This is a genomic window from Paracoccus alkanivorans (genome assembly GCF_003697785.1).
In the GTDB taxonomy this organism is placed as follows: Bacteria; Pseudomonadota; Alphaproteobacteria; order Rhodobacterales; family Rhodobacteraceae; genus Paracoccus; species Paracoccus alkanivorans.
Genome location: NZ_QOKZ01000001.1, coordinates 750,337 through 772,465, shown reverse-complemented (window position 1 = coordinate 772,465; position 22,129 = coordinate 750,337). Strand labels below are relative to the sequence as shown.

Sequence of the window (22,129 nt, the reverse complement as noted above, 5' to 3'; positions counted from 1 at the left end):
CAAACATTTGTGTCATTTCCAAATCCCGCGTGGCACCCTAAAACGGCGTCACGCGGGTGATGGAGAGACAACATGGCGGTTGGGGTTTTCGATTCGGGGCTGGGTGGGCTGACGATCCATCGCGCCATTGCCGAAAGGCTGCCCGATCTGCCGCTGGTCTATCTTGGCGACAATGCCAATGCTCCTTACGGGGTTCGCGATGCCGACGACATTTTCGACCTGACCTGTGCGGGCGTCGAACGGCTGTGGCAGGAGGGCTGCGACCTGGTGATCCTTGCCTGCAATACCGCCAGTGCCGCCGCCTTGCGCCGGATGCAGGAAACATGGCTGCCGGAAAACAAGCGCGTCCTCGGGGTATTCGTGCCGATGATCGAGGCGCTGACCGAGCGCCGTTGGGGCGACAACTCGCCGCCACGCGAGGTGGTGGTCAAGCAGGTGGCGCTGTTCGCCACGCCTGCGACGGTTGCCAGCCGGGCCTTCCAACGCGAGCTGGCCTTCCGCGCCGTGGGCGTGGATGTCGAGGCGCAGCCCTGCGGTGGGGTCGTCGACGCTATCGAGCAGGGGGACGAGATCCTGGCCGAAGCGCTGGTGACCAGCCATGTCGAGGCCCTGCTGCGCCGCATGCCACGGCCCGAGGCGGCTATCCTCGGCTGCACGCATTACCCGCTGGTCGAGGCGGTGTTTCAGCGCGCGCTCGGAGAGCAGGTGACGGTTTACAGTCAGCCGGGGCTGGTGGCAGAAAGCCTTGCGGATTATCTGGAGCGCAGGCCCGAATTCCTGGGCGAGGGCACGCAGTCGCGCTTCCTGACCACGGGCGATCCGGTTCGGGTGTCGGGCAAGGCCGTGCAGTTCCTGCGCCGCCCGCTCCGGTTCGAAGCAGCTTGAGGAGGCGGAATGGCCGGTCTGAAATCACTGAAGAAGCGTCGCCGCATCCAGGTTCTGCTGGGGGCCGCCGTGGCATTGGTGATCGCGGTTGCGCTGATCGGTTATGGTTTCCGTGACGGTATCAACCTGTATCGTTCGCCTACGCAGGTCAGCGAAAGCGCCCCCGCCCCGGACGAATTCTTCCAGCTTGGCGGATTGGTGAAAGAGGGCTCGATCGTGAATCGCGACGGGGTCGCCTTTGATTTCGTCATCACCGATGGTGCAGTCGAGATCCCGGTAAGTTACATTGGCCGGGATCCTCGCCCCGATCTGTTCAAGGAAGGGCAGGGCACCATCGCCAAGGGCTTTTACCGCGATGGCCGTTTCGAGGCCCGTTCGCTTCTGGCGAAACATGACGAGACCTACATGCCGCGTGAAGTGGTCGATACGCTCAAGGAAAGCGGCGTGTATCAGGAACCTGAAAGCTGATTTTCAGGTTCTGGCAACGCGCGCATGGTTAAGGCGAGGTTAACCGGCACGGGTCACCCTTGTCACATCCGCCGATTCCGGCGGCGTGAACCAGAGGGGATGCAATGCCAAGCGTTAAAGATATCGCACGCGAGATCGTCGCCCGCGAGGGCGGATACGTGAACGACCCGGACGATCCGGGCGGCGCCACGAAACACGGAGTCACCATAGGCACGATGCGCAGGCTCGGACTGGATCTGGACGGTAACGGCAGGGTGGACAATACCGATGTGAAGGCGCTGACGCCCGCGCGGGCCGAGCGGATTTTCATCGAACATTATTTCCACAGGCCCCAGCTGGTGGAATTGCCGCAGGCCATACAGGCCAGTGTGTTCGACATGTATGTGAATGCAGGCGCCAATGCGGTAAAGATCCTGCAGCGTCTGCTGTCGAGGATGGGATTTTCCGTGCGGGCCGACGGGGTGATCGGGCCGCGAACGATCCTTGCCGCGCAGGCTGCGGCCAAGGCGGCTCCCGGCCATTTGGCCGATGCCTACGGGATCGCCCGGCGCAATTATTACTATGCTTTGGCCGACCGCCGCCCGGCCAGCCGCAAATATGCCCGCAATCGAGGCGGTGGAAAGGGTGGCTGGATCAGACGGGCCGAGGAATTTATCGCGCCCCGCTATCATCTGACAGAAACCGAACATCGTGAGAGGGTAGCGGCATGGGGGTGATAGGCCGGCTTGCCGGAGGCGCTCCGGCAGTGGCTGCAATCGGTGGCGCCGCGCGTGACGTGGCCGAGGTTTTCACCCGCAACGCAACCCGCCGGATGGAACTTGACGAAGCGGCATATGGTCATACCATCACCCAGTTGGGGCAGGAGTTCCGGATCGAGCCATCGGGATGGTTCGATAGTTTCGTCAATGGCCTGAATCGCCTTCCCCGACCCGCTTTGGCCTTGGGAACAATGGCGCTTTTCGTCTATGCCATGATCGAGCCAGAAGGGTTCGGGCTGCGCATGGAGGGTTTGCAGCAGGTGCCCGAGCCGCTCTGGTGGCTGCTGGGCGCCATCGTCGGATTTTATTTCGGGGCACGCGAGGCACATTATTTCCGGCATCGCGTCTGGCCCGCGCGTAAGCCTGCCGCTGCGCAGGATGAAACGGTCCTGGCCGCGCCCGACGACGATTTCGCCGATAACGCGGCCTTGCGGGATTGGGCGGCAAGCCTGCGCGGATAAGCCACACGGAAAACTGACAGGCAAAGACGAAGGGGGGACTTTCCCCCCTTTTTCCATGCCCCTATGCTGCGCCCATACGGAGGACCGCCCGCATGATCGCAGAATTCGGCCATTTCGCCCTGATCCTTGCCTTTGCCGTGGCATTGTATCAGATGATCGTGCCGATGATCGGTGCGGCAAGGGGATGGCCGGGCTGGATGGACAGTGCCCGCCCTGCGGCCATGGCGCAATTCCTGCTGACCGGGTTGTCATTCGCCGCGCTCACCGTGGCTTTCGTTACCTCGGATTTCTCGCTGAAGCTGGTTTACGAAAACTCCCACACCGCCAAGCCGATGCTTTACAAGATCAGCGGAGTCTGGGGGAACCACGAAGGCTCGATGCTGCTTTGGGTGCTGATACTGGCGCTGTTCGGTGCGGCGGCGGCAGTATTCGGAGGCAACCTGCCGCCCAGCCTGAGGGCGCGGGTGCTGGCGGTTCAGGCCTCGATCGGGGCGGCCTTTTACGCCTTCATTATCTTTACCTCGAACCCTTTCCTGCGGTTGGCGAACCCGCCTTTCGACGGGCGTGACCTGAACCCGCTTCTGCAGGATCCGGGCTTGGCTTTTCATCCGCCTTTCCTTTACCTGGGCTATGTCGGGCTTTCCATGGCCTTCAGCTTTGCTGTCGCCGCGCTGATAGAGGGGCGGGTCGATGCGGCATGGGCGCGATGGGTGCGCCCATGGACGCTGGCGGCCTGGATGTTCCTGACCATCGGCATCGCACTCGGGTCATGGTGGGCCTATTACGAACTTGGCTGGGGCGGGTTCTGGTTCTGGGACCCGGTGGAGAATGCCAGCTTCATGCCGTGGCTGCTGGCCGCCGCGCTGCTGCATTCGGCCATCGTGGTCGAAAAGCGCGAGGCGCTGAAAAGCTGGACGATCCTGCTGGCGATCATGGCTTTCGGTTTCTCGATGATCGGCACTTTCATCGTGCGCTCGGGCGTGATCACCTCGGTCCACAGCTTTGCCAGCGACCCGGCGCGAGGGGTCTTCATCCTCTGCATCCTTGCCGTCTTTACCGGCGGTGCGTTGACGCTTTATGCCGCGCGCGCCGGACAGATGACTGCGAAGGGGGTTTTCGCCCCCGTCTCGCGCGAGGGGGCACTGGTGCTCAACAATGTGCTGCTGGCTGTGTCGGCCTTCGTGGTCTTTATCGGCACAATGTGGCCACTTTTCGCCGAAATGATGTGGGACCGGAAACTGTCGGTCGGTGCGCCCTTCTTCAACAAGGCCTTCACGCCGTTCATGCTGGCCCTGGCCATAGCCTTGCCGCTCGGGGCGATCATGCCGTGGAAGCGCGCTGTCCCTTCGCGGGCGATACGTCCATTGCGCGGGGCATTGATATTTGCCGCGGCCATGGTGCTGCTGGTCTTTGCAGTATCGACCGGGCGTTCCGCCATCGCGATCATCGGGGCTGGGCTGGGTGCGTGGCTTATCGGTGGCTCGGTGGCCGAACTGATCCACCGGACCGGCAAATCGGGCCTGTCGCGCCTGCTGCGCCTGCCGCGCGCGGATTGGGGCAAGGCGGTGGCGCATTCGGGCCTTGGCGTGACCTTTATCGGGGTGGCACTGCTGACCGCCTGGCAGACAGAGGATATCCGCGTGGCACAGATCGGAGAGCCCTTCGATGTCGCGGGCTACCAGATCACCCTGACGACGGTGGACGAGGTCGAGGGACCGAACTACCTGTCGACGATGGCAGTGATGGATGTGGCCAGGAACGGACGGCATGTCGCCACGCTGCGTCCCGAAAAGCGGGTCTACCCGGTGCAGGCCATGCCCACGACCGAGGCGGCGATCGACAATGGCATCTTCCGCGATATCTATCTTGTGATCGGGGATGCGCAGAAGGACGGGGGATGGGCGGTGCGGTCCTATGTGAAACCCTTCGCCAACTGGATCTGGGCCGGGGCGATCCTGATGGCGCTTGGCGGAGTGATCAGCCTGTCGGATCGCCGCTATCGCGTCGCCGCCGGTGCCAGGAAACGCGGTTCCATGGCGGCGGTACCCGCGGAATGAAACGCCTTTTCGTGATCCTCGCGCTGCTGATGGCGCTTCTGTCCCCTGCGCTGGCCGTTCAGCCTGACGAGGTGCTGGACGATCCGATGCTGGAGGCGCGCGCCCGCGAGATCTCGCAAAAGCTGCGCTGCCCGATCTGTCAGGGTGAGAATATCGACGAATCCAATGCCGCTATCAGCCGTGACCTGCGGCTTTATGTGCGCGAAAGGCTGGTGGCGGGTGACAGCGATGACGAGGTGCTTGACGCAGTGGTCGATCGCTTCGGGGAATTCGTGTTGTTCGAGCCGCGCGTGCGTGGCGGCAACCTGATCCTGTGGCTTGCCGGTCCGGTGATGGCGCTGGCGGGGCTGTTGATTGCTTGGGGTTTCATGCGCGGACGGTCCCGCGCGGCGCCCTCGGCGGCAGAGTTGAGCGAAGCGGAAAAATCCCGCCTCGACGAGATCATGCGCGAGTGACGCAGGGTCGCGCTTTTCCCCCACGCGAAATTCGCCATCATGATGGCAAGGAGCAAGGGGAAAATCATGGCTTTCGAAACGATTGAATTCGGCATTGATGCCGGCATCGCGACGCTGACCCTGAACCGGCCAAAGGTGATGAACGCGCTGAACAGCCGGATGCGGGCCGAAATCACGCAGGCACTGACATCGCTACCGGAAGAGGCGCGTTGCGTGGTGATGACCGGATCGGGCCGGGCATTCTGCTCGGGGCAGGATCTGACCGATGCGAATGCCGCCCGCGACCTGGAGGCCACCCTGCGCGATGAATACGAACCCATGCTGCATGCAGTCCGCAACTGTTCCGCACCGGTGATCGCGGCGGTGAACGGCACGGCTGCCGGGGCCGGGGCCAATCTGGCGCTGGTCGCGGATGTGGTGATCGCGGCGGAAAGCGCGGATTTCATCCAGGCATTCACCCGGATCGGGCTGATCCCGGATGCCGGCGGCACATGGGCCATTCCCCGGGCCGTCGGAATAGCGCGCGCCATGGGCATGATGCTGTTCGCAGACGCCATACCCGCACGCCGGGCAGCCGATTGGGGCCTGATCTGGGAAGCGGTTCCCGACGACGAATTCGCCGGGGTTGTCGCGGCCCGTGCCCATCAACTGGCGCAGGGGCCGGGTTCGGCCTATCGCGCGATCCGGCAGGCGGTCTCGGCGTCTTTCGGCAATGATCTGGATGAACAGTTGAAGCTGGAAGCCAGGCTGCAGGGGCAGGCGGGCCGCAGCGGCGATTTTCGCGAAGGCGTTGCGGCCTTTCTTGAAAAACGCAAGCCGCGCTTTACGGGGCGCTGAGGAGTCGTCTGGCTTATCCGGCCTGCTGGGCGCAAAACTGTTCTGAACCAAACTCGTTGGTTGTCATGCCCTTCAGATGATCTGCGCGAAACGCGGCACATTACTGCGATTGTCAAAGAACGGCACCGTGTCGGGCAGGGGCAACGGATCGTGATGGGCGACGGAATCTGTCAACTCGGCGATTTCGGCCAGCACGACCTCGGTGATGAATGGCAGGTTCAATGCCCGTGCCTCGCTCACGGGAACCCAGTGCAGATGCGACAGCTCATCGCAGGCGCGGCCGAAATCGTCGGGATCACCTGTGATCACGCCCGCATCCACCACGAAGAAACGCGCATCGAAGCGGCGTGGCCGCCCCGGCGGGGTGATTGCGCGAAACACGTAATGCAGTTGCGATGCGTCGGGGCTAAGCCCTGTTTCGGCATAACCCGGCCAGTCACTGCGGGGACCGTCCGGCGTGCCGATCAGCAGGCCGGTCTCTTCCGCCAACTCGCGTAGCGCAGCGGCTCCGATGGCATGAGGGTCCGGGACGTGACCCTCGCGGGGGTCCTCCAGCAGGCGGCGCCGGCTTATTTCGCCAAGCGGGCGGGCAAGGGGCGCCGAGGCATCGGCAATATCCACCGCCCCGCCCGGAAAGACATATTTCGACGGCATGAAGGCCGCCTTGGCACCGCGCATTCCCATCAACACCGAACTGCCTCCGGCATCTCGCCTGAGCAGGATGATCGTTGCCGCATCGCGGATCGGTGGGCTGTCCTGCATCGTCACGACGAAGCCATTTCCGGAGGAGAGCCGAAACCGTGCATCCGCCGTGCCCATTGCAGCCCGACCATACCGCCCTTGATCCGGGGCAGCAGCAGCAGCGACAGGATCACCGCGCCGATTCCGAAAGTCAGGATCATCGTCATCGCCGAGGGCCGCCAGGCCATGTAGCAGGCCAGCAGCAGAGGCGCGCCCAAATGCGAGACCAGCAGGATGGTCAGATAGGCGGGCCCGTCGTCGGCGCGCTGGTGATGCAGTGCCTCGTTGCAATTCGGGCAGTGGTCGGCGACCTTCAGATACGAACTGAACAAACGCCCCTCTCCGCAGGCCGGGCAACGGCCGCGGGCACCGCGCAACATCGCCTCGCGCGTGGGGCGTTCAGTTTCGCCGGATGTGGTCGTTGCGGTCTGGGTCATTCCGTTGTCTCCATACACCATCCGCCTTGCCGGTGGGCCGGGTTTCCTGCATTGCCCCATGGGGCCGATCCGGGACGTCGCGGCAGGGCGGCGATCGGCGCGCCCGGTCCCGTAAGGTCAGCATAATGGCTTGACGCCCGCGCCGCCAGTGTTTGCTGTGGCCCTGTGCCGCATTGCCGCGGCCGGATGATGACGGAGAGGTTGAAGGATGAGCTATTCGGTGGCAGGAGCACGGGAACTCGCGGTCAGGGCGCTGGTGCATATCGCGGACCGGCCGGAACTCGCCTCGGCGCTACTGGCTGGCAGCGGTCTGAAGCCCGAAGCCTTGCGGCAGGCGGCGGAGAGTCCGGATTTTTGCCTGCATATCCTGGACTTTCTGCTGGAGGATGACAGCCGCGTGCTGGATTTCGCGCAAGCGCTGGCGATCCGGCCCGAGGAGGTGATGGCTGCGCGCACGGCGCTTGGCGGTCCGGGAAGCTACGGATGGGAGCCCGACTGACCGGCGCTTTGTCGCGATCGGCTGCGTTTGCGGTTCCTTTACTGATTGGCGTTATGGATCGGTCATGCAGAGGTGAACATGCATTGGCTGGTCAGAAAATCCATCGAGTCGTTCTTGCGCGACACTTACAACGAACGGTTATGCCGAACGGCTTGCCATGTCCCGGGGGCCGGATCGCAACAAGATTTCATACTCGACCGGCATAGCCGGGATCTGATCGATGATGCGGCACGGTTTCTGGACAAAACCGAAAGCGATCTTCTTGAAGATCTTGGCGCATGGATCGCCCGACAGGAGCGGACCAGGCGCCTGCTGCGATTCTCGGGGCGGAATTTCCGCGAGTTTCTGCTGAATCTGGAGTTGCTGCCCGACCGGATGCGCATGATCGTTCCCGATTTGCCCATGCCCCAGATGCGGGTCGTCGAGGATGGCGGCGATTGCCTTCGGGTCGAAATCCCATCCGATCAGTCGGAATGGCTTCATGCCATCGCCGGGCTGATCCGCTGCATGGCGGATGATTATGGCGTTTTGGGCCTGATCTGGACCGATGATGACAGGGTGATTGTGCAGATCTCGGATGGCGCATTCACCTCGGGCCGCAGTTTTTGGCCCGGCGAGGACGATGGGCTGGCGGAAGTGGAACCGGCATGAAGGGAAACGCTGCTCCGGCACGGCTTGTGCTGAATTCAGAGATGTTGTCACTGCTTTTGCCGATGCATCTGCTTGTGAGCGCGCAGGGGCTCGTGCTGGGCGCAGGGCCGACTGCCCGCAAGATGTTATCCGGTGACCGAAGATTGCTGAGTGACGATTTCGTTGTGACCCGTCCGGCCGGGAACCTGCCGGTCGCGCAGGCTCTGGCACTCGCGGCGCAGGGTGATGACCGGATCGAGATGCGCATGACCGGGTCGGAGCAGGTCAGGCTGCGTGGCCGGGTGGTGCGGCTGACCGATGACATGTTCCTGTTGAACGTGGGCTTCGGGATCAGCCTGCCTGAGGCCGTCGGAGTATTGAGGTTGAATGACGCGGATTTTCCGGCAGGCGGCCTCGCGATGGAATACATGTTCCTCTATGAGGCAAATCGCGAAGTCATGCGGGAATTGTCGCATTTCAACCTTTTGCTGAACGATGCGCGCTGCGAGGCTGAAATCCGGGCCCAGACTGATTCCCTGACCGGATTGAGGAATCGTCGCGGGCTGGAAATCGCGCTGGACATGGCGCTCGACGCCACGCGGGGTTGCGAGGAGGCCCGGATTGGCGCGGGTTTTGCCGTCATGCAACTGGATCTGGATCATTTCAAGGAGGTGAACGACCTTCATGGCCATGCTGCTGGCGACGAGGTGCTGCGCCATGTCGGACATGTGCTTGGTGAGGTCACGCGGGACAGCGATATTGCCGCCCGTGTCGGTGGAGATGAATTCGTGCTGATCCTGCACGGAGTAACCAAGCATGCCTCGTTGCGCAGGCTGGGGCAGCGCATTATCGGGAAAATCATGAAACCAGTGGAGTTCGATGGTGGTTGCTGCCATGTCTCGGCCAGCATCGGGGCGGCCATCTCGATCAATTATGAAAATCCCACCGCCGAACAGCTTCTGGCCGATGCGGATGCGGCGCTTTACTCTTCCAAGAGAAACGGGCGCGGGAAGGTGACGATTCCGGCCAGGTCATCGCGCCCCACCTCGTCGTCGGCATTGGCCGCCAAGTGAGGCAGTGCTGAAGGCCGTAAAATTCGATCCTGCGTTGGCATGGCTTTGCCGATAGGCTAAATCGGCCCGATGAAGGTAAAAACGCCCCTTGTATGGCCGGGGATGCGCATCGGCCTTTTGGGCGGATCCTTTGATCCCGCCCATGACGGACATGTGCATATTACCGAGTTCGCCCTGCGCAGGCTGGGGCTTGATCGGGTCTGGTGGCTGATCAGTCCGGGAAATCCGCTGAAGGCCCATGGTCCCGCCCCGATGGCTGAACGTATCGCGGCGGCCCGGCGCGTGATGCTTGATCCGCGGGTCGATATCACCGATATCGAGGCGCAACTGGGCACGCAGATGACCGCCGACACCGTGGCAGGGCTTCAGCGAAACTGCCCCGGCGTGCGGTTCGTCTGGCTGATGGGGTCGGATAACCTGGTGCAGTTCGATCAATGGGATCGCTGGCAAGAGATTGCGGCACGGGTTCCCATCGGTGTATTGGCGCGGCCGGGCTCTCGTCTGGCGGCACGGCACTCCCGGGCGGCACAGATCATGCGTGGGGGGCGGTTGCCCGAAGCTTATGCGCGCCTGTTGCCGATGATGGAACCACCTGCATGGGTGCTGCTCAATCTGCCGATGTCGCCCCTTTCCTCGACGATGATCCGGCGGGGACATGCTGGGCGGGCCGGTAAAGAAGGAACAAGGAATTGAGCCTGTTTTCCAGACGATCGGTTCTGGGCGGTGCGATCGCCGCAGGGCTGACGGCGCGGAATGCGGCCGGGCAAGGCCTGATGCCGGGGCTTGCGCAGCGACCGCCAGCCAAGCCGGTGCCGGGAAGCGCGGCGCTGATCGCGCGCGCAGAGCTGTCCGGGCGAGTCTGTTATGCGCTGTTCGATCCCGTGGCGGGAAGGATGCTGGAAGACGGGGAGGGTTCGGCGCCTCTGGCCCCGGCCAGCACCCTCAAGATCGCCACCGCACTTTACGCCTTGGATCGGCTAGGTCCGTCGCACCGGTTCCGGACGCGGGTTCTGCGGGCGGGTGACATGCTGGTGCTGGCAGGCGCCGGGGACCCGGTGCTGTCCAGCGACGATCTGGCGGGGCTGGCGGAAGAACTGGTGAAAACCGGGCAGACGTCGCCCAAGCGCTTTGCCGTATGGGGTGGCGCATTGCCGCGTATCGCGGAAATCGCGCCGCCGCAGGCCGATCATCTGGCTTACAACCCGGCACTGTCGGGCATGATCCTGAACTTCAACAGGGTGCATCTGGGCTGGCGGCGCGGGGGGGACGGTTATCAGCTCTCGCTGGAGGCGCGCGCGGCCAGGAACTCGCCGCGTGCCTACACGATCACCGCATATCCCGCTGCACAGCAGGACCTGTTTGGTTATCGCTTCGAAGAGGGGCGCGAGGTCTGGACGGTTTCGCGCAGCGCGATGGGCCGGGCGGGCAGCCGCTGGTTGCCGGTCCGCCAGCCCGAGCTTTACGCCGGTGACGTGTTCCAGACCCTGTGCCGGGCCAGAGGACTGGTCCTGCCCGCGCCCGAGGTGATCGACAAGCTTCCCGTGGCCGAGGAACTCGTCAGTCACGACAGCCCGCCGCTGAGCAAGATTGCCGAAGACATGCTGTATTATTCTACCAACCTTACCGCGGAAGCTATCGGTCTGCATGCCAGTGGTGCACCGGATCTGGCTGCATCGGCTGCGGCCATGCAGGAATGGGGTGCCGCACAGGGTCTGACCGAGGGCTTCAGGCTTGTCGATCATTCGGGATTGTCGGCCGACAGCCGGGTGACGGCGTCGGCGATGGTGCGGCTGCTTGCCGGGCCGGGGCTGGAGGCCGGGTTGCCCGACCTGCTCAAGCAAGATCCGCTGGCCGATGCCCTTGGCGATGATGTGGCCGGGAGTGCCGCGGTCTTTGCCAAGACCGGAACACTGAATTTCGTCTCGAATCTGGCCGGCTACGCCGTTGCGCCTTCTGGGCGGCGACTGGTCTTTGCGACGCTGTGCGAGGATGGTTCGCGCCATGCGGCGACACAGGGGCAGGATTTGCCGGCGGGCGTGATTACCTGGACACAGCGGGCGAAGCGGCTGCAGCATGACCTGATCGAAGGCTGGATCGCCCGGTTCGGTTGAAGAACCCGTATCCACATTTCGTGAGAATGCTTTAAGTTCGTGCCCATGCGATCCCCATATGAAACTGTTCCGCCGGAAATATCTTTCCTCGATACCCGAGTGAGGGGGGCGTTTGGCCCTTCGGCGCGATGACGCCCGCCGCGCGGATCAACGCAGCCATCGGGCTGCTGGACCAGGTGCTTGCAGGGCGTCCGGCCGAACAGGCCCTGCTGCGCTGGTCGCGTGCCAGCCGGTATGCGGGTTCGGGAGATCGGGCGGCAATCCGCGATCTGGTCTATGAGGCGCTGCGGCGACGCAACAGTCTGGCGGCTCTTGGCGGCGGCCTGTCCGGGCGCGGGTTGATGATCGGGCTTTGCCGCGAGACCGGGCAGGATCCCGACGCGTTCTTTACCGGTGCGACCTATGCGCCTCAACCGTTGACCGCCGAGGAACGGGTGGCCGGGGGTGGCAATGCAGAGGACTTGCCCGACTGGCTCTTGCCGTTATGGCGTCAGTCCCTCGGTCCGGATGCCGATGCGGTTGCGGCGGCGATGGGCGCGCGTGCGCCGGTCTGGCTGCGGGTCAATCCGCTGCGCGGAACTGCCGCCGATGCGCTTGCCATGCTCGCCCGGGACGGTATCGATGCGGAAGCATCGCCCGCCCTGCCCGAAGCCTTGCGCGTTACCGGGGCAGAGCGGCGCATCAATAGCAGCCGCGCCTATCGGGAAGGATTGGTAGAGCTTCAGGACCTGTCGCCGCAACTGGCCTGCGCGGCGCTGCCATTGCATGAAGGTGACCGGGTGCTGGATTACTGCGCGGGGGGCGGGGGCAAATCATTGGCGCTGGCTGGCCGCCAGCCCGGGTTGCAGCTTTTTGCCCATGATGCGGAGCCCGCGCGGATGGGTGATCTGCCAGTCCGGGCGGCGCGGGCCGGCGCGCGCATAGAACAGGTTTCACAACCTCGGGGTGTATTCGATCTTGTGGTCGCGGATGTTCCTTGCTCTGGTTCCGGCACCTGGCGGCGGATACCGGACGCGAAGTGGCGCCTGTCGCGGGCCATGCTTGACCGGTTGCTTGAAACGCAGGCGCATATACTCGATATTACATCTCGTCACGTCGATTCTGGCGGACATCTGGCCTATATGACCTGTTCGCTGCTGGAGCCTGAGAACGGGGATGCGATTGGGGCGTTCTTGGATCGCGATTCGCGTTTTTCCGAAGTTTTCCGAAAGCGCTGGACCCCCCTGACTGCGAGCGATGGCTTTTTCATGGCGCTGTTGCGGCGCAACTAGGGGTTGTGTATTTCCATTCCCTTCAATTAATAGAATTTTAACGATTCGGTTGCTATGCCGGAACTGTCTGTCTTTTCGAAAGTGTGACCGGATGGCCCATCTGGATGAACGCCTTGGCATTCCCCGTAATGCGTTGTGGCTGGTGCCCTTTTTACTGCTGCCCGGACTTGTTCAGTTGCTGTTGCTGCTGGTTTTGCCGGGCCATGGAATCGGAGCGGTAGTGGCGGTGCTTTCCACGATTGCGGTCTGCTGGCACTGGCTTGGCGGTGCGATCACCGTGTCGCATTTGTCGCGCGGTCTTTCCCGGCGCCGGGCGCTGACCGCGATTCGGGCAGAGGTCGAGACCGCGGCAGATCCTGTCTGGATCAGCGACCATGAGGGGCTGGTGCTTTTGCAGAATGTCGCGTCGATCACGGCATTCGGGGACATCACGGGGCAGGATATCAGTGCCATGATCGCGCATGCCAAAGCCGATCCGGCGGGGGTTCTGGCTGATCTGGCCATTCGTATGGCCGAAGCGGGCAGTGCCGAGATCGAATTGGATGAAGGTGCTTCCCTGACGGTCCGCCAGTTGCCGGACTCGGTGCTGCGGATATGGTCCTGTGACCGGACCAATGGGGCGAATGATCTTGCCGATATGATGGCCGATCCGGGCGATCAGGGGCGCGATGACATGTTTGAGGCGCTTCCTGTCGCGTTGCTGCAACTGACACCGGATGGCCATATTCGACGCGCCAATGCCGCCGCCCGGCGGGCGTTCATGGGCCGCTTGCCCGAAAAGCCCCAGTCACCGGTTCATCTCGGCAGCTTGCTGGAGGGGCCGGGGCGGCCTATTGGTGACTGGCTTGGCGATGTCTTTACAGGCGGGTTCGGCGAGACGCGGACCGAAATGCTGCGCCTGCGCTGCGGGGCCGGCAGAGCGGGCGAGGGGACCGAGCGGTATTTTAAAATGTCGCTGTCGCCGGCCACTTCCGGATTACCGGGGCTGCTGGCGGTGCTGACTGATGCCAGCGAAATGAAAACGCTCGAGGCGCAATTCGTGCAAAGCCAGAAAATGCAGGCGATCGGACAGTTGGCCGGAGGAATCGCTCATGATTTCAATAATTTGCTTACAGCGATCAGCGGGCATTGTGATCTGCTGATGCTACGTCATGACAAATCCGATCCGGACTATGCCGATCTGGATCAGATCAGCCAGAATGCCAATCGAGCCGCAGCGTTGGTCGGGCAGCTCCTGTCGTTCTCGCGCAAGCAGACGCTGAAGCTGGAACGGCTGGATCTGCGTGATATCCTGGCCGATCTGGCGCATCTGCTTAATCGTCTGGTGGGGGGGCAGGTGGCGCTGCAGATCAGCCACGACCCGGCATTGATGGCGATCCGTGCCGATCGCCGCCTGCTTGAACAGGTCATCATGAACCTGGTGGTCAATGCCCGCGATGCCATGCCCGATGGCGGCGATATCGGGTTGCAGACCGAGAATGTCTCGCTGGAGGCTCCGGTAATGCGTGACGGGATCATGCTGCCCGGGGGTGATTATGTCTGCGTCAGTGTTCATGATACCGGCCACGGGATCGCGCCGGAGCATCTGGACAAGATCTTCGAGCCGTTCTTCACCACCAAGACTGTGGGTGAGGGCACCGGGCTGGGGCTGTCGACCGTCTACGGGATCGTCAAGCAGAGCGGCGGTTACATCTTTTGCGACAGCGAGTTGGGAGAGGGGACCCGCTTTTCGGTCTATTTGCCCGCGCAACCCGGTGTGACGGTCGACCATCCCCGGAAAACGGAGCAGGAAACGGGGGCCATGTCGGTCATCGTGAACCGTCCTGCGACCGTGCTGCTGGTCGAGGACGAGGCATCCGTGCGCGCCGTTGCTGCCCGTGCCCTGCGCCTGAAAGGCTATGAGGTGCATGAGGCGGACGGAGCCGAGGCCGCACTGGCGCTGCTGCGTGACGGCAGTTTGCAGATCGATGTTTTTGTTACCGATGTGGTGATGCCAGGGATGAACGGTCCCGCATGGGTCCGCGCCGCGTTGAGGGACCGACCGGTGACCAAGGTGGTGTTCATGTCGGGCTATTCCGAGGACGTCTTTGCCGAAGGGCAGGAGCCGGTGCCGAATGCGGTGTTTCTGGCCAAGCCCTTCACGCTGGTCGAACTGGCCCAGACCGTTCAGGATCAGGTAAGTGCGGCAGAGACGGAACCGGCCTCCTCATGACCGGAACGGGGTCGTCCGGGCTGTTTCAGTCGAGTGTCGCATAAAGGTCCAGATCGGCCTGCATCGCCACGCGGAGCTCCTGTTCCTGTTCGGCCGACAGTTCGACATCGACAGCGGGGGGCACGTTGGCGCGCGGCAGTTCGACCGCGCAATCCAGCCGGTCTTCCAGAAATTCAACGAAGCTGCCGATGTTTTCGTAGCGAAAGATGCGGTCGACGATATGCCCGTCACGCCTCAGGAACTCTGCCTGATTCCCGATACCCAGGGATTCCTGCCCCCCTTTCGCGGCGTAGGCGCCGGCAAAACTTGCGAAGCTGACGCCGTCCATGTGGTGCAGCGGATCGTCCATATCGTCGCGCAGCCGGAAACGGTACCAGCTGCGCAGCCACTCCACCGGCTCGCGCATCAGGGCGATCGTGGTGAAGCTCTCTCCGGCCTGTGCCCTCAGCCATGGCCCGACATGGCGGTGAAACGTGGCGATATCGGTATGCTTCATCAGGGCCGGGCGCTGTATCGACGTTGTCGCAAGCGATTCCAGCGCCATGGCGATTGCGGTCGAACCTGCTTTTGGGGTGGCGAGAAAAACCAGTCTCTGATCCCAGAAAATCAGCATTGTCACACCTTTCTACGGCCTTCCGAGGGGTGGCGCGCGCCGGGATATCCAGCGGAAGGCGGGATGTAAACATATTCTTGGAAATTTCGTGCCAGGATCTGTGGACGAATCGTCCGCAAGCGAGAGTTAGGACTTGAAAAATGGCTGATTTTAACGCATTCAAGGACAGGAACAAGAAGTGAACATCTCTTCGCTCGGGCAGATTGCCCCGCTTGCGGGGCTGTGAAATAAGGACAGGACATATGGCAACGGCGAGCATCTTGGACATGAACGACAAACGCAGCGCGGATAAGCAAAAGGCGCTGGACAGCGCGCTGGCGCAGATAGAGCGGCAATTCGGCAAGGGCTCGATCATGAAACTGGGCGCCGACAATCCGGTGGCCGAGATCGAGGCGACTTCGACCGGCTCTCTCGGGCTGGACATCGCCCTGGGGATCGGCGGCTTGCCCAAAGGCCGCATCATCGAGATCTATGGCCCCGAAAGCAGTGGCAAGACGACGCTGACCCTGCATGCAGTCGCGGAAGAGCAGAAAAAGGGCGGTGTTTGCGCCTTTGTCGATGCCGAGCATGCGCTGGACCCGCAATATGCCCGCAAGCTGGGCGTCAACCTGGACGAGCTGCTGATCTCGCAGCCTGATACGGGCGAACAGGCGCTGGAAATCGTGGATACGCTGGTGCGATCCGGCGCGGTCAGCATGGTGGTGGTCGATTCGGTCGCCGCCTTGACCCCGAAGGCCGAGATCGAGGGGGATATGGGCGACCATCAGGTCGGCGCGCAGGCCCGCCTGATGAGCCAGGCGATGCGCAAGCTGACGGCCAGCATCGGCCGGTCGAACTGCATGGTGATCTTCATCAACCAGATCCGGATGAAGATCGGCGTGATGTTCGGCAATCCCGAGACGACCTCGGGCGGAAACGCGCTGAAATTCTATGCCTCGGTGCGTTTGGATATCCGCCGCACCGGTTCGGTCAAGGACCGTGACGAGGTGACCGGCAACACCACACGGGTGAAAGTGGTCAAGAACAAGGTCGCGCCGCCCTTCCGGCAGGTCGAGTTCGACATCATGTATGGCGAGGGAATCAGCAAGGTCGGCGAGTTGATCGACCTGGGCGTGAAGGCCGGCGTAGTCGAGAAATCGGGGGCCTGGTATTCCTATGGCGACGAGCGGATCGGGCAGGGGCGTGAGAATGCCAAGCAATATCTGCGCGACAACCCGGCTGCGGCGCTCGCGATCGAGGACAAGATCCGGGCAAGCCACGGGCTGGATTTCGGCACCGGAGGGGCCGGAGACGACGAGATCCTGGGCGAGGACTGAACTTGCCCTACCCGTGAAGGGTTCAACGGAACGCGGGGGCTTTGCCCCCGCGCGCTGTTCTTGATCAGGGGGCTTTGCCCCGTCCGGCGCGAGAGATGCGCCGGACTCCCCAGGATATTGGGATGAAGAAGAAGGCGGGTTGCCGGGATTGCTGGACAGCCGCATTGGCTGGGGCTAGACCGTAGGCCAGCCCGGCCAAGGCCGGAAGCGAATGTTTTGCGAGAAGGCCCCATATGCCCAGTCTGAATGACATCCGATCCACCTTCCTGAGCTTTTTCGAAAGAAACGGCCATCAGGTCGTCGAAAGCAGCCCGCTGGTGCCGCGCAACGACCCGACGCTGATGTTCACCAATTCGGGCATGGTTCAGTTCAAGAACCTGTTCACCGGGCTCGAGACACGCGATTACAGCCGCGCCACCACGTCGCAGAAATGCGTGCGGGCAGGGGGCAAGCATAACGACCTGGACAATGTCGGCTATACCGCGCGACATCACACCTTTTTCGAGATGCTGGGGAATTTCAGCTTCGGCGACTATTTCAAGGAACAGGCGATTCCCTATGCCTGGGAACTGTTGACCCGCGATTTCGGGATTCCCAAGGACAAGCTGCTGGTGACGGTCTATCATACCGATGACGAGGCGGCTGATATCTGGAAGAAAGTTGCCGGGCTCAGTGACGACCGGATCATTCGCATTCCGACCAGCGACAATTTCTGGCAGATGGGGCCGACCGGTCCTTGCGGGCCTTGCACCGAGATTTTCTTTGACCATGGCGATCATATCTGGGGCGGCCCTCCGGGCAGCGCCGAGGAGGATGGCGATCGCTTCATCGAGATCTGGAACCTCGTCTTCATGCAGAACGAGCAGTTCGAGGACGGCTCGATGCGGGCGCTGGACATGCAGTCGATCGATACCGGCATGGGGCTGGAACGGATCGGCGCGCTCTTGCAGGGCAAGCATGACAATTACGACACCGACCTGATGCGCAGCCTGATCGATGCCAGCGCCCATGCTACCGGCAGCGAGCCGGACGGGCCGGGCAAGGTGCATCATCGGGTGATCGCCGACCATCTGCGCTCGACCAGTTTCCTGATCGCCGACGGGGTGATGCCCTCCAACGAGGGGCGGGGCTATGTGCTGCGGCGGATCATGCGGCGGGCGATGCGGCATGCGCATATGCTGGGCGCGCAGGATCCGGTGATGTATCGGCTGGTGCCCGCGCTGGTGCAGCAGATGGGGACCGCTTACCCCGAGTTGAGCCGGGCGCAGCCGCTGATCGAAGAGACGCTGCGCAGCGAGGAGACCCGCTTCCGTCAGACCCTGGATCGCGGCTTGCGCCTCTTGGACGACGAATTGGCCAAGCTGCCGGAGGGGGCGAACCTGCCGGGCGAGGCGGCGTTCAAGCTGTACGATACCTATGGCTTTCCGCTGGATCTCACGCAGGATGCGCTGCGCGAAAAGGGCCGGGCGGTCGATACGGATGGTTTCGACAGCGCCATGGCCGAACAGAAGGCCAAGGCGCGCGCCGCATGGGCGGGCAGCGGCGAGACCAAGGATGCCCCGATCTGGTATGATCTGGCCGAAAAGCACGGTGCGACGGAATTTCTTGGCTATGACACCGAAGAGGCCGAGGGGCAGATCCTGTCGCTGGTGGCCGATGGTGCTGAGACCGACGAGGCCGGGCAGGGTGCCAATGTCCAGATCGTCGTGAACCAGTCGCCCTTTTATGCCGAGGCAGGCGGGCAGGTGGGTGACACCGGCCTGATCAAGACCGATACCGGCGCGGCGCGGGTGACGGACACCAAGAAGGTCGCGGGCGTTTTCCTGCATATGGCCGAGGTGACCATGGGCACCATCCGGCGCGGGCAGGGTGCCCAGCTTTCGGTCGATCACGATCGGCGGACCACCATCCGGGCGAACCATTCGGCGACCCATCTGCTGCACGAGGCATTGCGGCGCACCCTGGGCGAGCATGTCGCGCAAAGGGGTAGTCTGAACGCGCCCGACCGGCTGCGTTTCGATTTCAGCCATAACCATGCCGTTACGGCCGAGGAAATGTCGAAGGTCGAGGCGGAGGTGAATGATTTCATTCGCCAGAACTCCCCTGTCGAGACCCGGATCATGACCCCGGACGATGCCCGTGCCCTGGGCGCGCAGGCCCTGTTCGGCGAGAAATATGGCGATGAGGTGCGCGTCGTCTCGATGGGCCGGCTGGAGGGCAGCGGCAAGGGGCATGACGGCGCGACCTATTCGCTGGAGCTTTGCGGCGGAACTCATGTCGCGCGCACCGGCGATATCGGCGCATTCGCCTTGCTGGCCGACAGCGCCTCTGCCGCCGGGGTGCGGCGGATCGAGGCACTGACCGGGCAGGCGGCGATGGATCACCTGCGCGGTGCCGACCGTCAATTGGGCGAGATCGCCGGGATTATCAAGGCGCAGGCCGGGGATGTGGTGAACCGGGTGCGCGCGCTGGCCGATGAGCGCAAGGCGCTAGCCAACGAGGTGGCGCAACTGAAGCGTCAGCTTGCCATGGGCGGTGGCGGTGCCGCCGAGGCAAAGGATATCGCCGGGATCAAGTTCATCGGGCGCAAGGTCGATGGCGTGACCGGCAAGGAGCTTGGCCCGCTGGTCGACGAGATGAAGGCGCAGCTTGGCAGCGGTGCCGTGCTGGTATTGGCCGAGGCCGATGGCAAGGCCACCGTCGCGGCTGGTGTGACCTCGGATCTGACCGGGCGCATCAGCGCCGTCGATCTGGTGCGGGCGGCGACAGAGGCGCTTGGCGGCAAGGGCGGCGGCGGCCGTCCGGATCGCGCGCAAGGCGGGGCGCCCAGCCTGGAGAGCGCCGACAGCGCCTTTGCAGAGGCCGAGAAACTGATTGGAGGTGCCGCATGACCGCGCTCTGGATAGCCCATGTTCATGTGACCGATGCCGAGGCCTATGGCCGCTATGCCAAGGCCGCCGGTCCGGCCATCGCCGCGCATGGCGGCGTGTTCCTCGCCCGTGGCGGGCGCTATCGGCAGATGGAGGGCAATGACCGGCCCCGCAATGTCGTGGCCCGCTTTCCAAGCTTCGAGGCTGCGGTCGCCTGCTATGAAAGCGCCGAATACCAGGCGGCGCTCGCCCATGCAAAAGGTGCGTCGGAACGCGATCTGCTGATCGTCGAGGAAACGCCTCCTGCGGAATAGGGCTGTCCACACCCAGAGGCGCGAGATCGGCAACCGAATTATTTCTCGTCGTTCGAGATCGCCTTGGCTGCGCCTTGCGTTTCTGCCGAAGCTGGGCGAATCCCTGACCGGGGTGCAGGCCTTTCCTTCGCGGCCTCTGCCACTGGAGGGGCGGCGACGGCGGGTTTCTGTGGTTTGACGGTATCCGTGGCCGCGACGACCGCCCGGCGGAAGATCAGGAGATTGTGGTAAACCGTGGCGCGCCCGGTCAGGCCGCTACGCTCTTCGCTTGGCAGCACATCGGAGCGGAGATACTCCCAGCCATCCGCCGCCATCCGATTCAACTCTGCCGTCAGGGCCAGCGCATAACGATCGGTTGGGGTCTTGGCCTCTTTTGCCTTTTCACCACGTGAGGGGGCGGGGATGGCGGTGTATTCAAAGCTGGTCATGGAAAATCTCGTGATTGGTCCGGATCCGTGTTATGTTACTGCGCTTCGGCTGACCAGCACCTATGGCGAATTTCCGCATCCCGCCTCGTATGGCCGGGCCATCCGGCAGAGAATGCGCGGATCACCAGGGCCGGCACTTTCCGCGCTGTTACGCCAGCTTCTTCGCCACCAACTCGTTCACTGCCGCCGGATTCGCCTTGCCCCCGGTCGCCTTCAGAACCTGCCCGACGAACCAGCCCGCCAATTTCGGATTCTGCCTGGCTTTCTCTACCTGCGCCGGGTTGGCTGCGATGATCTCGTCCACCACTTTCTCGATGGCGCCCAGGTCGGTGACCTGTTTCATGCCGCGCGCCTCGACGATCTCGGCAGGGTCGCCGCCCTCGGTCCAGAGGATCTCGAACAGGTCCTTGGCGATCTTGCCCGATATGTCGCCCTTGGCGATCAGGTCGATCACGCCGCCAAGCTGCGCGGCGGATATGGGCGAGGTCTCGATCACCAGCCCCTCCTTGTTCAACCGGCCGAACAACTCGTTGATGACCCAATTGGCCACTTGTTTCCCATCGCGGCCCTTTGCCACGATCTCGAAGAAATTGGCGTTTTCGACATCGGCGGTCAGCACGCCCGCATCGTATTCCGACAGCCCCATTTCACGCACGAAACGGGCTTTCTTCTCGTCAGGCAGTTCCGGCATGCTTGCCGCGATGTCATCGACCCAGGCCTGCTCGATTTCCAGCGGCAGCAGGTCGGGATCGGGGAAATAGCGGTAGTCATGCGCTTCTTCCTTCGAGCGCATCGACCGCGTTTCGCCACGGTCGGGATCGTAAAGCCGGGTTTCCTGCACGACCGTGCCGCCATCCTCGATAATGGCGATCTGGCGACGGGCCTCGAAGTCGATAGCCTGCTGGATGAAGCGCATCGAGTTCATGTTCTTGATCTCGCAGCGGGTTCCCAGATGGCTGAAATCGCCGGTTTCGATATATTTCTCGTAGGCGCCGGGAGGGCAGACCGAGACATTCACATCGGCGCGCAGATTACCGTTCTGCATATTGCCGTCGCAGGTGCCCAGATAGCGCATGATCTGGCGCAGCTTGCCGACATAGGCGGCGGCCTCTTCGGGGCCTCGGATATCGGGGCGGCTGACGATCTCCATCAGGGCGACGCCAGTGCGGTTGAGATCCACGAAGGACATGTTCGGGTCCATGTCATGGATGGATTTGCCTGCGTCCTGCTCGATATGGATGCGTTCGATCCGGACGCGGCGGGCGATGCCGGGAGCCATATCCACGATCACCTCTCCCTCACCCACGATGGGATGGTAGAGTTGGCTGATCTGGTAGCCCTGCGGCAGGTCGGGATAGAAATAGTTCTTGCGGTCGAAGGCGCTGACCAGGTTGATCGCGGCCTTCAGCCCTAGCCCGGTGCGCACCGCCTGCGCCACGCAGAATTCGTTGACCACGGGCAGCATTCCGGGCATGGCGCAGTCCACGAAGGCGACATTGCTGTTCGGCTCGGCGCCGAATTCGGTCGAGGCGCCCGAGAAAAGCTTGGCCTTTGAGGCCACCTGCGCATGCACTTCCAGCCCGATGACCAGTTCCCAATCGCCCTTGGCACCGGCGATGGTTTTCGGTTCGGGTGCGGTGAAGGAAAGATGGTCAAGCATGGGGCTCTCGCTCTGGCTGTGGCGGTCTGGCGG

At 63.0% G+C, this 22,129-nt stretch carries 22 protein-coding genes; 17 read left to right on the top strand and 5 right to left on the bottom strand.

The features are described from left to right. The first annotated feature begins 72 nt into the window (after positions 1-72). The 7 genes from C9E81_RS03855 (at position 73) to C9E81_RS03825 (ending at position 5,921) form a co-directional block, all read left to right on the top strand. Positions 73-885 (top strand): glutamate racemase, encoded by an 813-nt coding sequence (locus C9E81_RS03855; RefSeq protein WP_122110958.1) that lies wholly within the window; start codon positions 73-75, stop codon positions 883-885. Between the two features lie 18 nt (positions 886-903). Then, positions 904-1,353 (top strand): cytochrome c maturation protein CcmE, encoded by a 450-nt coding sequence (gene ccmE / locus C9E81_RS03850; protein ID WP_122111159.1) that lies wholly within the window; start codon positions 904-906, stop codon positions 1,351-1,353. 104 nt (positions 1,354-1,457) lie between these two features. After that, positions 1,458-2,069, top strand: coding sequence for a holin-associated N-acetylmuramidase (locus tag C9E81_RS03845; RefSeq protein WP_122110957.1), 612 nt, complete (start codon positions 1,458-1,460; stop codon positions 2,067-2,069). After that, positions 2,060-2,572 (top strand): holin family protein, encoded by a 513-nt coding sequence (locus C9E81_RS03840; protein WP_122110956.1) that lies wholly within the window; start codon positions 2,060-2,062, stop codon positions 2,570-2,572. Before C9E81_RS03845 ends, C9E81_RS03840 begins: the two co-directional genes overlap by 10 nt. Positions 2,573-2,664: 92 nt before the next feature. After that, a complete protein-coding gene (locus tag C9E81_RS03835; RefSeq protein WP_122110955.1) occupies positions 2,665-4,629 on the top strand; it encodes a heme lyase CcmF/NrfE family subunit in 1,965 nt (654 codons plus the stop codon). Beyond that, positions 4,626-5,084: a cytochrome c-type biogenesis protein gene (locus C9E81_RS03830; RefSeq protein WP_122110954.1), complete on the top strand. Its 459-nt coding sequence runs from the start codon at positions 4,626-4,628 to the stop codon at positions 5,082-5,084. Before C9E81_RS03835 ends, C9E81_RS03830 begins: the two co-directional genes overlap by 4 nt. Before the next feature lie 66 nt (positions 5,085-5,150). Next, on the top strand, positions 5,151-5,921 hold the full coding sequence (locus C9E81_RS03825) for an enoyl-CoA hydratase-related protein (protein ID WP_122110953.1): 771 nt from the start codon (positions 5,151-5,153) through the stop codon (positions 5,919-5,921). Between the two features lie 72 nt (positions 5,922-5,993). Here C9E81_RS03825 and C9E81_RS03820 read toward each other — a convergent pair whose 3' ends face one another. Continuing rightward, positions 5,994-6,683: an NUDIX hydrolase gene (locus tag C9E81_RS03820; protein ID WP_122110952.1), complete on the bottom strand. Its 690-nt coding sequence runs from the start codon at positions 6,681-6,683 to the stop codon at positions 5,994-5,996. Between the two features lie 2 nt (positions 6,684-6,685). Beyond that, positions 6,686-7,099, bottom strand: coding sequence for a DUF983 domain-containing protein (locus C9E81_RS03815; RefSeq protein ID WP_122111158.1), 414 nt, complete (start codon positions 7,097-7,099; stop codon positions 6,686-6,688). A gap of 208 nt (positions 7,100-7,307) precedes the next feature. Between C9E81_RS03815 and C9E81_RS03810 the strand changes: the two genes are divergently transcribed. From C9E81_RS03810 to C9E81_RS03780, 7 genes are all read left to right on the top strand, one after another. Further along, the gene (locus C9E81_RS03810; RefSeq protein WP_122110951.1) at positions 7,308-7,598 is read left to right on the top strand and encodes a DUF3572 domain-containing protein; all 291 of its coding nucleotides are present in this window, start codon (positions 7,308-7,310) and stop codon (positions 7,596-7,598) included. A 78-nt stretch (positions 7,599-7,676) separates the two neighbouring features. Next, entirely contained in the window at positions 7,677-8,249 is a 573-nt protein-coding gene (locus C9E81_RS03805) for a heme NO-binding domain-containing protein (RefSeq protein ID WP_122110950.1), read from the top strand. After that, entirely contained in the window at positions 8,246-9,301 is a 1,056-nt protein-coding gene (locus C9E81_RS03800) for a GGDEF domain-containing protein (protein WP_122110949.1), read from the top strand. Before C9E81_RS03805 ends, C9E81_RS03800 begins: the two co-directional genes overlap by 4 nt. A 69-nt stretch (positions 9,302-9,370) precedes the next feature. Next, a complete protein-coding gene (locus tag C9E81_RS03795) occupies positions 9,371-9,994 on the top strand; it encodes a nicotinate-nucleotide adenylyltransferase (protein ID WP_122110948.1) in 624 nt (207 codons plus the stop codon). Then, complete coding sequence (dacB, locus tag C9E81_RS03790; RefSeq protein ID WP_243698478.1) at positions 9,991-11,412, top strand: D-alanyl-D-alanine carboxypeptidase/D-alanyl-D-alanine endopeptidase; 1,422 nt, start codon at positions 9,991-9,993, stop codon at positions 11,410-11,412. Before C9E81_RS03795 ends, dacB begins: the two co-directional genes overlap by 4 nt. A gap of 128 nt (positions 11,413-11,540) precedes the next feature. Further along, a complete protein-coding gene (locus C9E81_RS03785) occupies positions 11,541-12,683 on the top strand; it encodes an RsmB/NOP family class I SAM-dependent RNA methyltransferase (protein ID WP_122110947.1) in 1,143 nt (380 codons plus the stop codon). 91 nt (positions 12,684-12,774) lie between these two features. After that, entirely contained in the window at positions 12,775-14,895 is a 2,121-nt protein-coding gene (locus C9E81_RS03780) for an ATP-binding protein (RefSeq protein WP_243698477.1), read from the top strand. 25 nt (positions 14,896-14,920) lie between these two features. Here the strand turns inward: C9E81_RS03780 and C9E81_RS03775 are convergent, their stop codons facing one another. Further along, positions 14,921-15,508 (bottom strand): sulfotransferase family protein, encoded by a 588-nt coding sequence (locus tag C9E81_RS03775; RefSeq protein WP_122110945.1) that lies wholly within the window; start codon positions 15,506-15,508, stop codon positions 14,921-14,923. Positions 15,509-15,750: 242 nt separating this feature from the next. On the opposite strand from C9E81_RS03775, the gene recA reads away from it, so the two are divergent. The 3 genes from recA (at position 15,751) to C9E81_RS03760 (ending at position 20,008) form a co-directional block, all read left to right on the top strand. Beyond that, entirely contained in the window at positions 15,751-16,824 is a 1,074-nt protein-coding gene (gene recA / locus C9E81_RS03770; protein WP_122110944.1) for a recombinase RecA, read from the top strand. A gap of 233 nt (positions 16,825-17,057) precedes the next feature. After that, positions 17,058-19,715 (top strand): alanine--tRNA ligase, encoded by a 2,658-nt coding sequence (gene alaS / locus C9E81_RS03765; protein ID WP_122110943.1) that lies wholly within the window; start codon positions 17,058-17,060, stop codon positions 19,713-19,715. Beyond that, positions 19,712-20,008 (top strand): DUF1330 domain-containing protein, encoded by a 297-nt coding sequence (locus C9E81_RS03760; RefSeq protein ID WP_122110942.1) that lies wholly within the window; start codon positions 19,712-19,714, stop codon positions 20,006-20,008. The genes alaS and C9E81_RS03760 overlap by 4 nt, the downstream gene beginning before the upstream one ends. A 38-nt stretch (positions 20,009-20,046) precedes the next feature. On the opposite strand, the gene C9E81_RS03755 is transcribed toward C9E81_RS03760, so the two are convergent. Both C9E81_RS03755 and gatB read right to left on the bottom strand, forming a co-directional pair. Beyond that, positions 20,047-20,436, bottom strand: a complete 390-nt coding sequence (locus C9E81_RS03755) for a DUF4177 domain-containing protein (protein ID WP_122110941.1) — start codon at positions 20,434-20,436, stop codon at positions 20,047-20,049. 148 nt (positions 20,437-20,584) lie between these two features. Further along, a complete protein-coding gene (gene gatB / locus C9E81_RS03750) occupies positions 20,585-22,096 on the bottom strand; it encodes an Asp-tRNA(Asn)/Glu-tRNA(Gln) amidotransferase subunit GatB (protein ID WP_122110940.1) in 1,512 nt (503 codons plus the stop codon). Positions 22,097-22,129 lie beyond the last annotated feature (33 nt).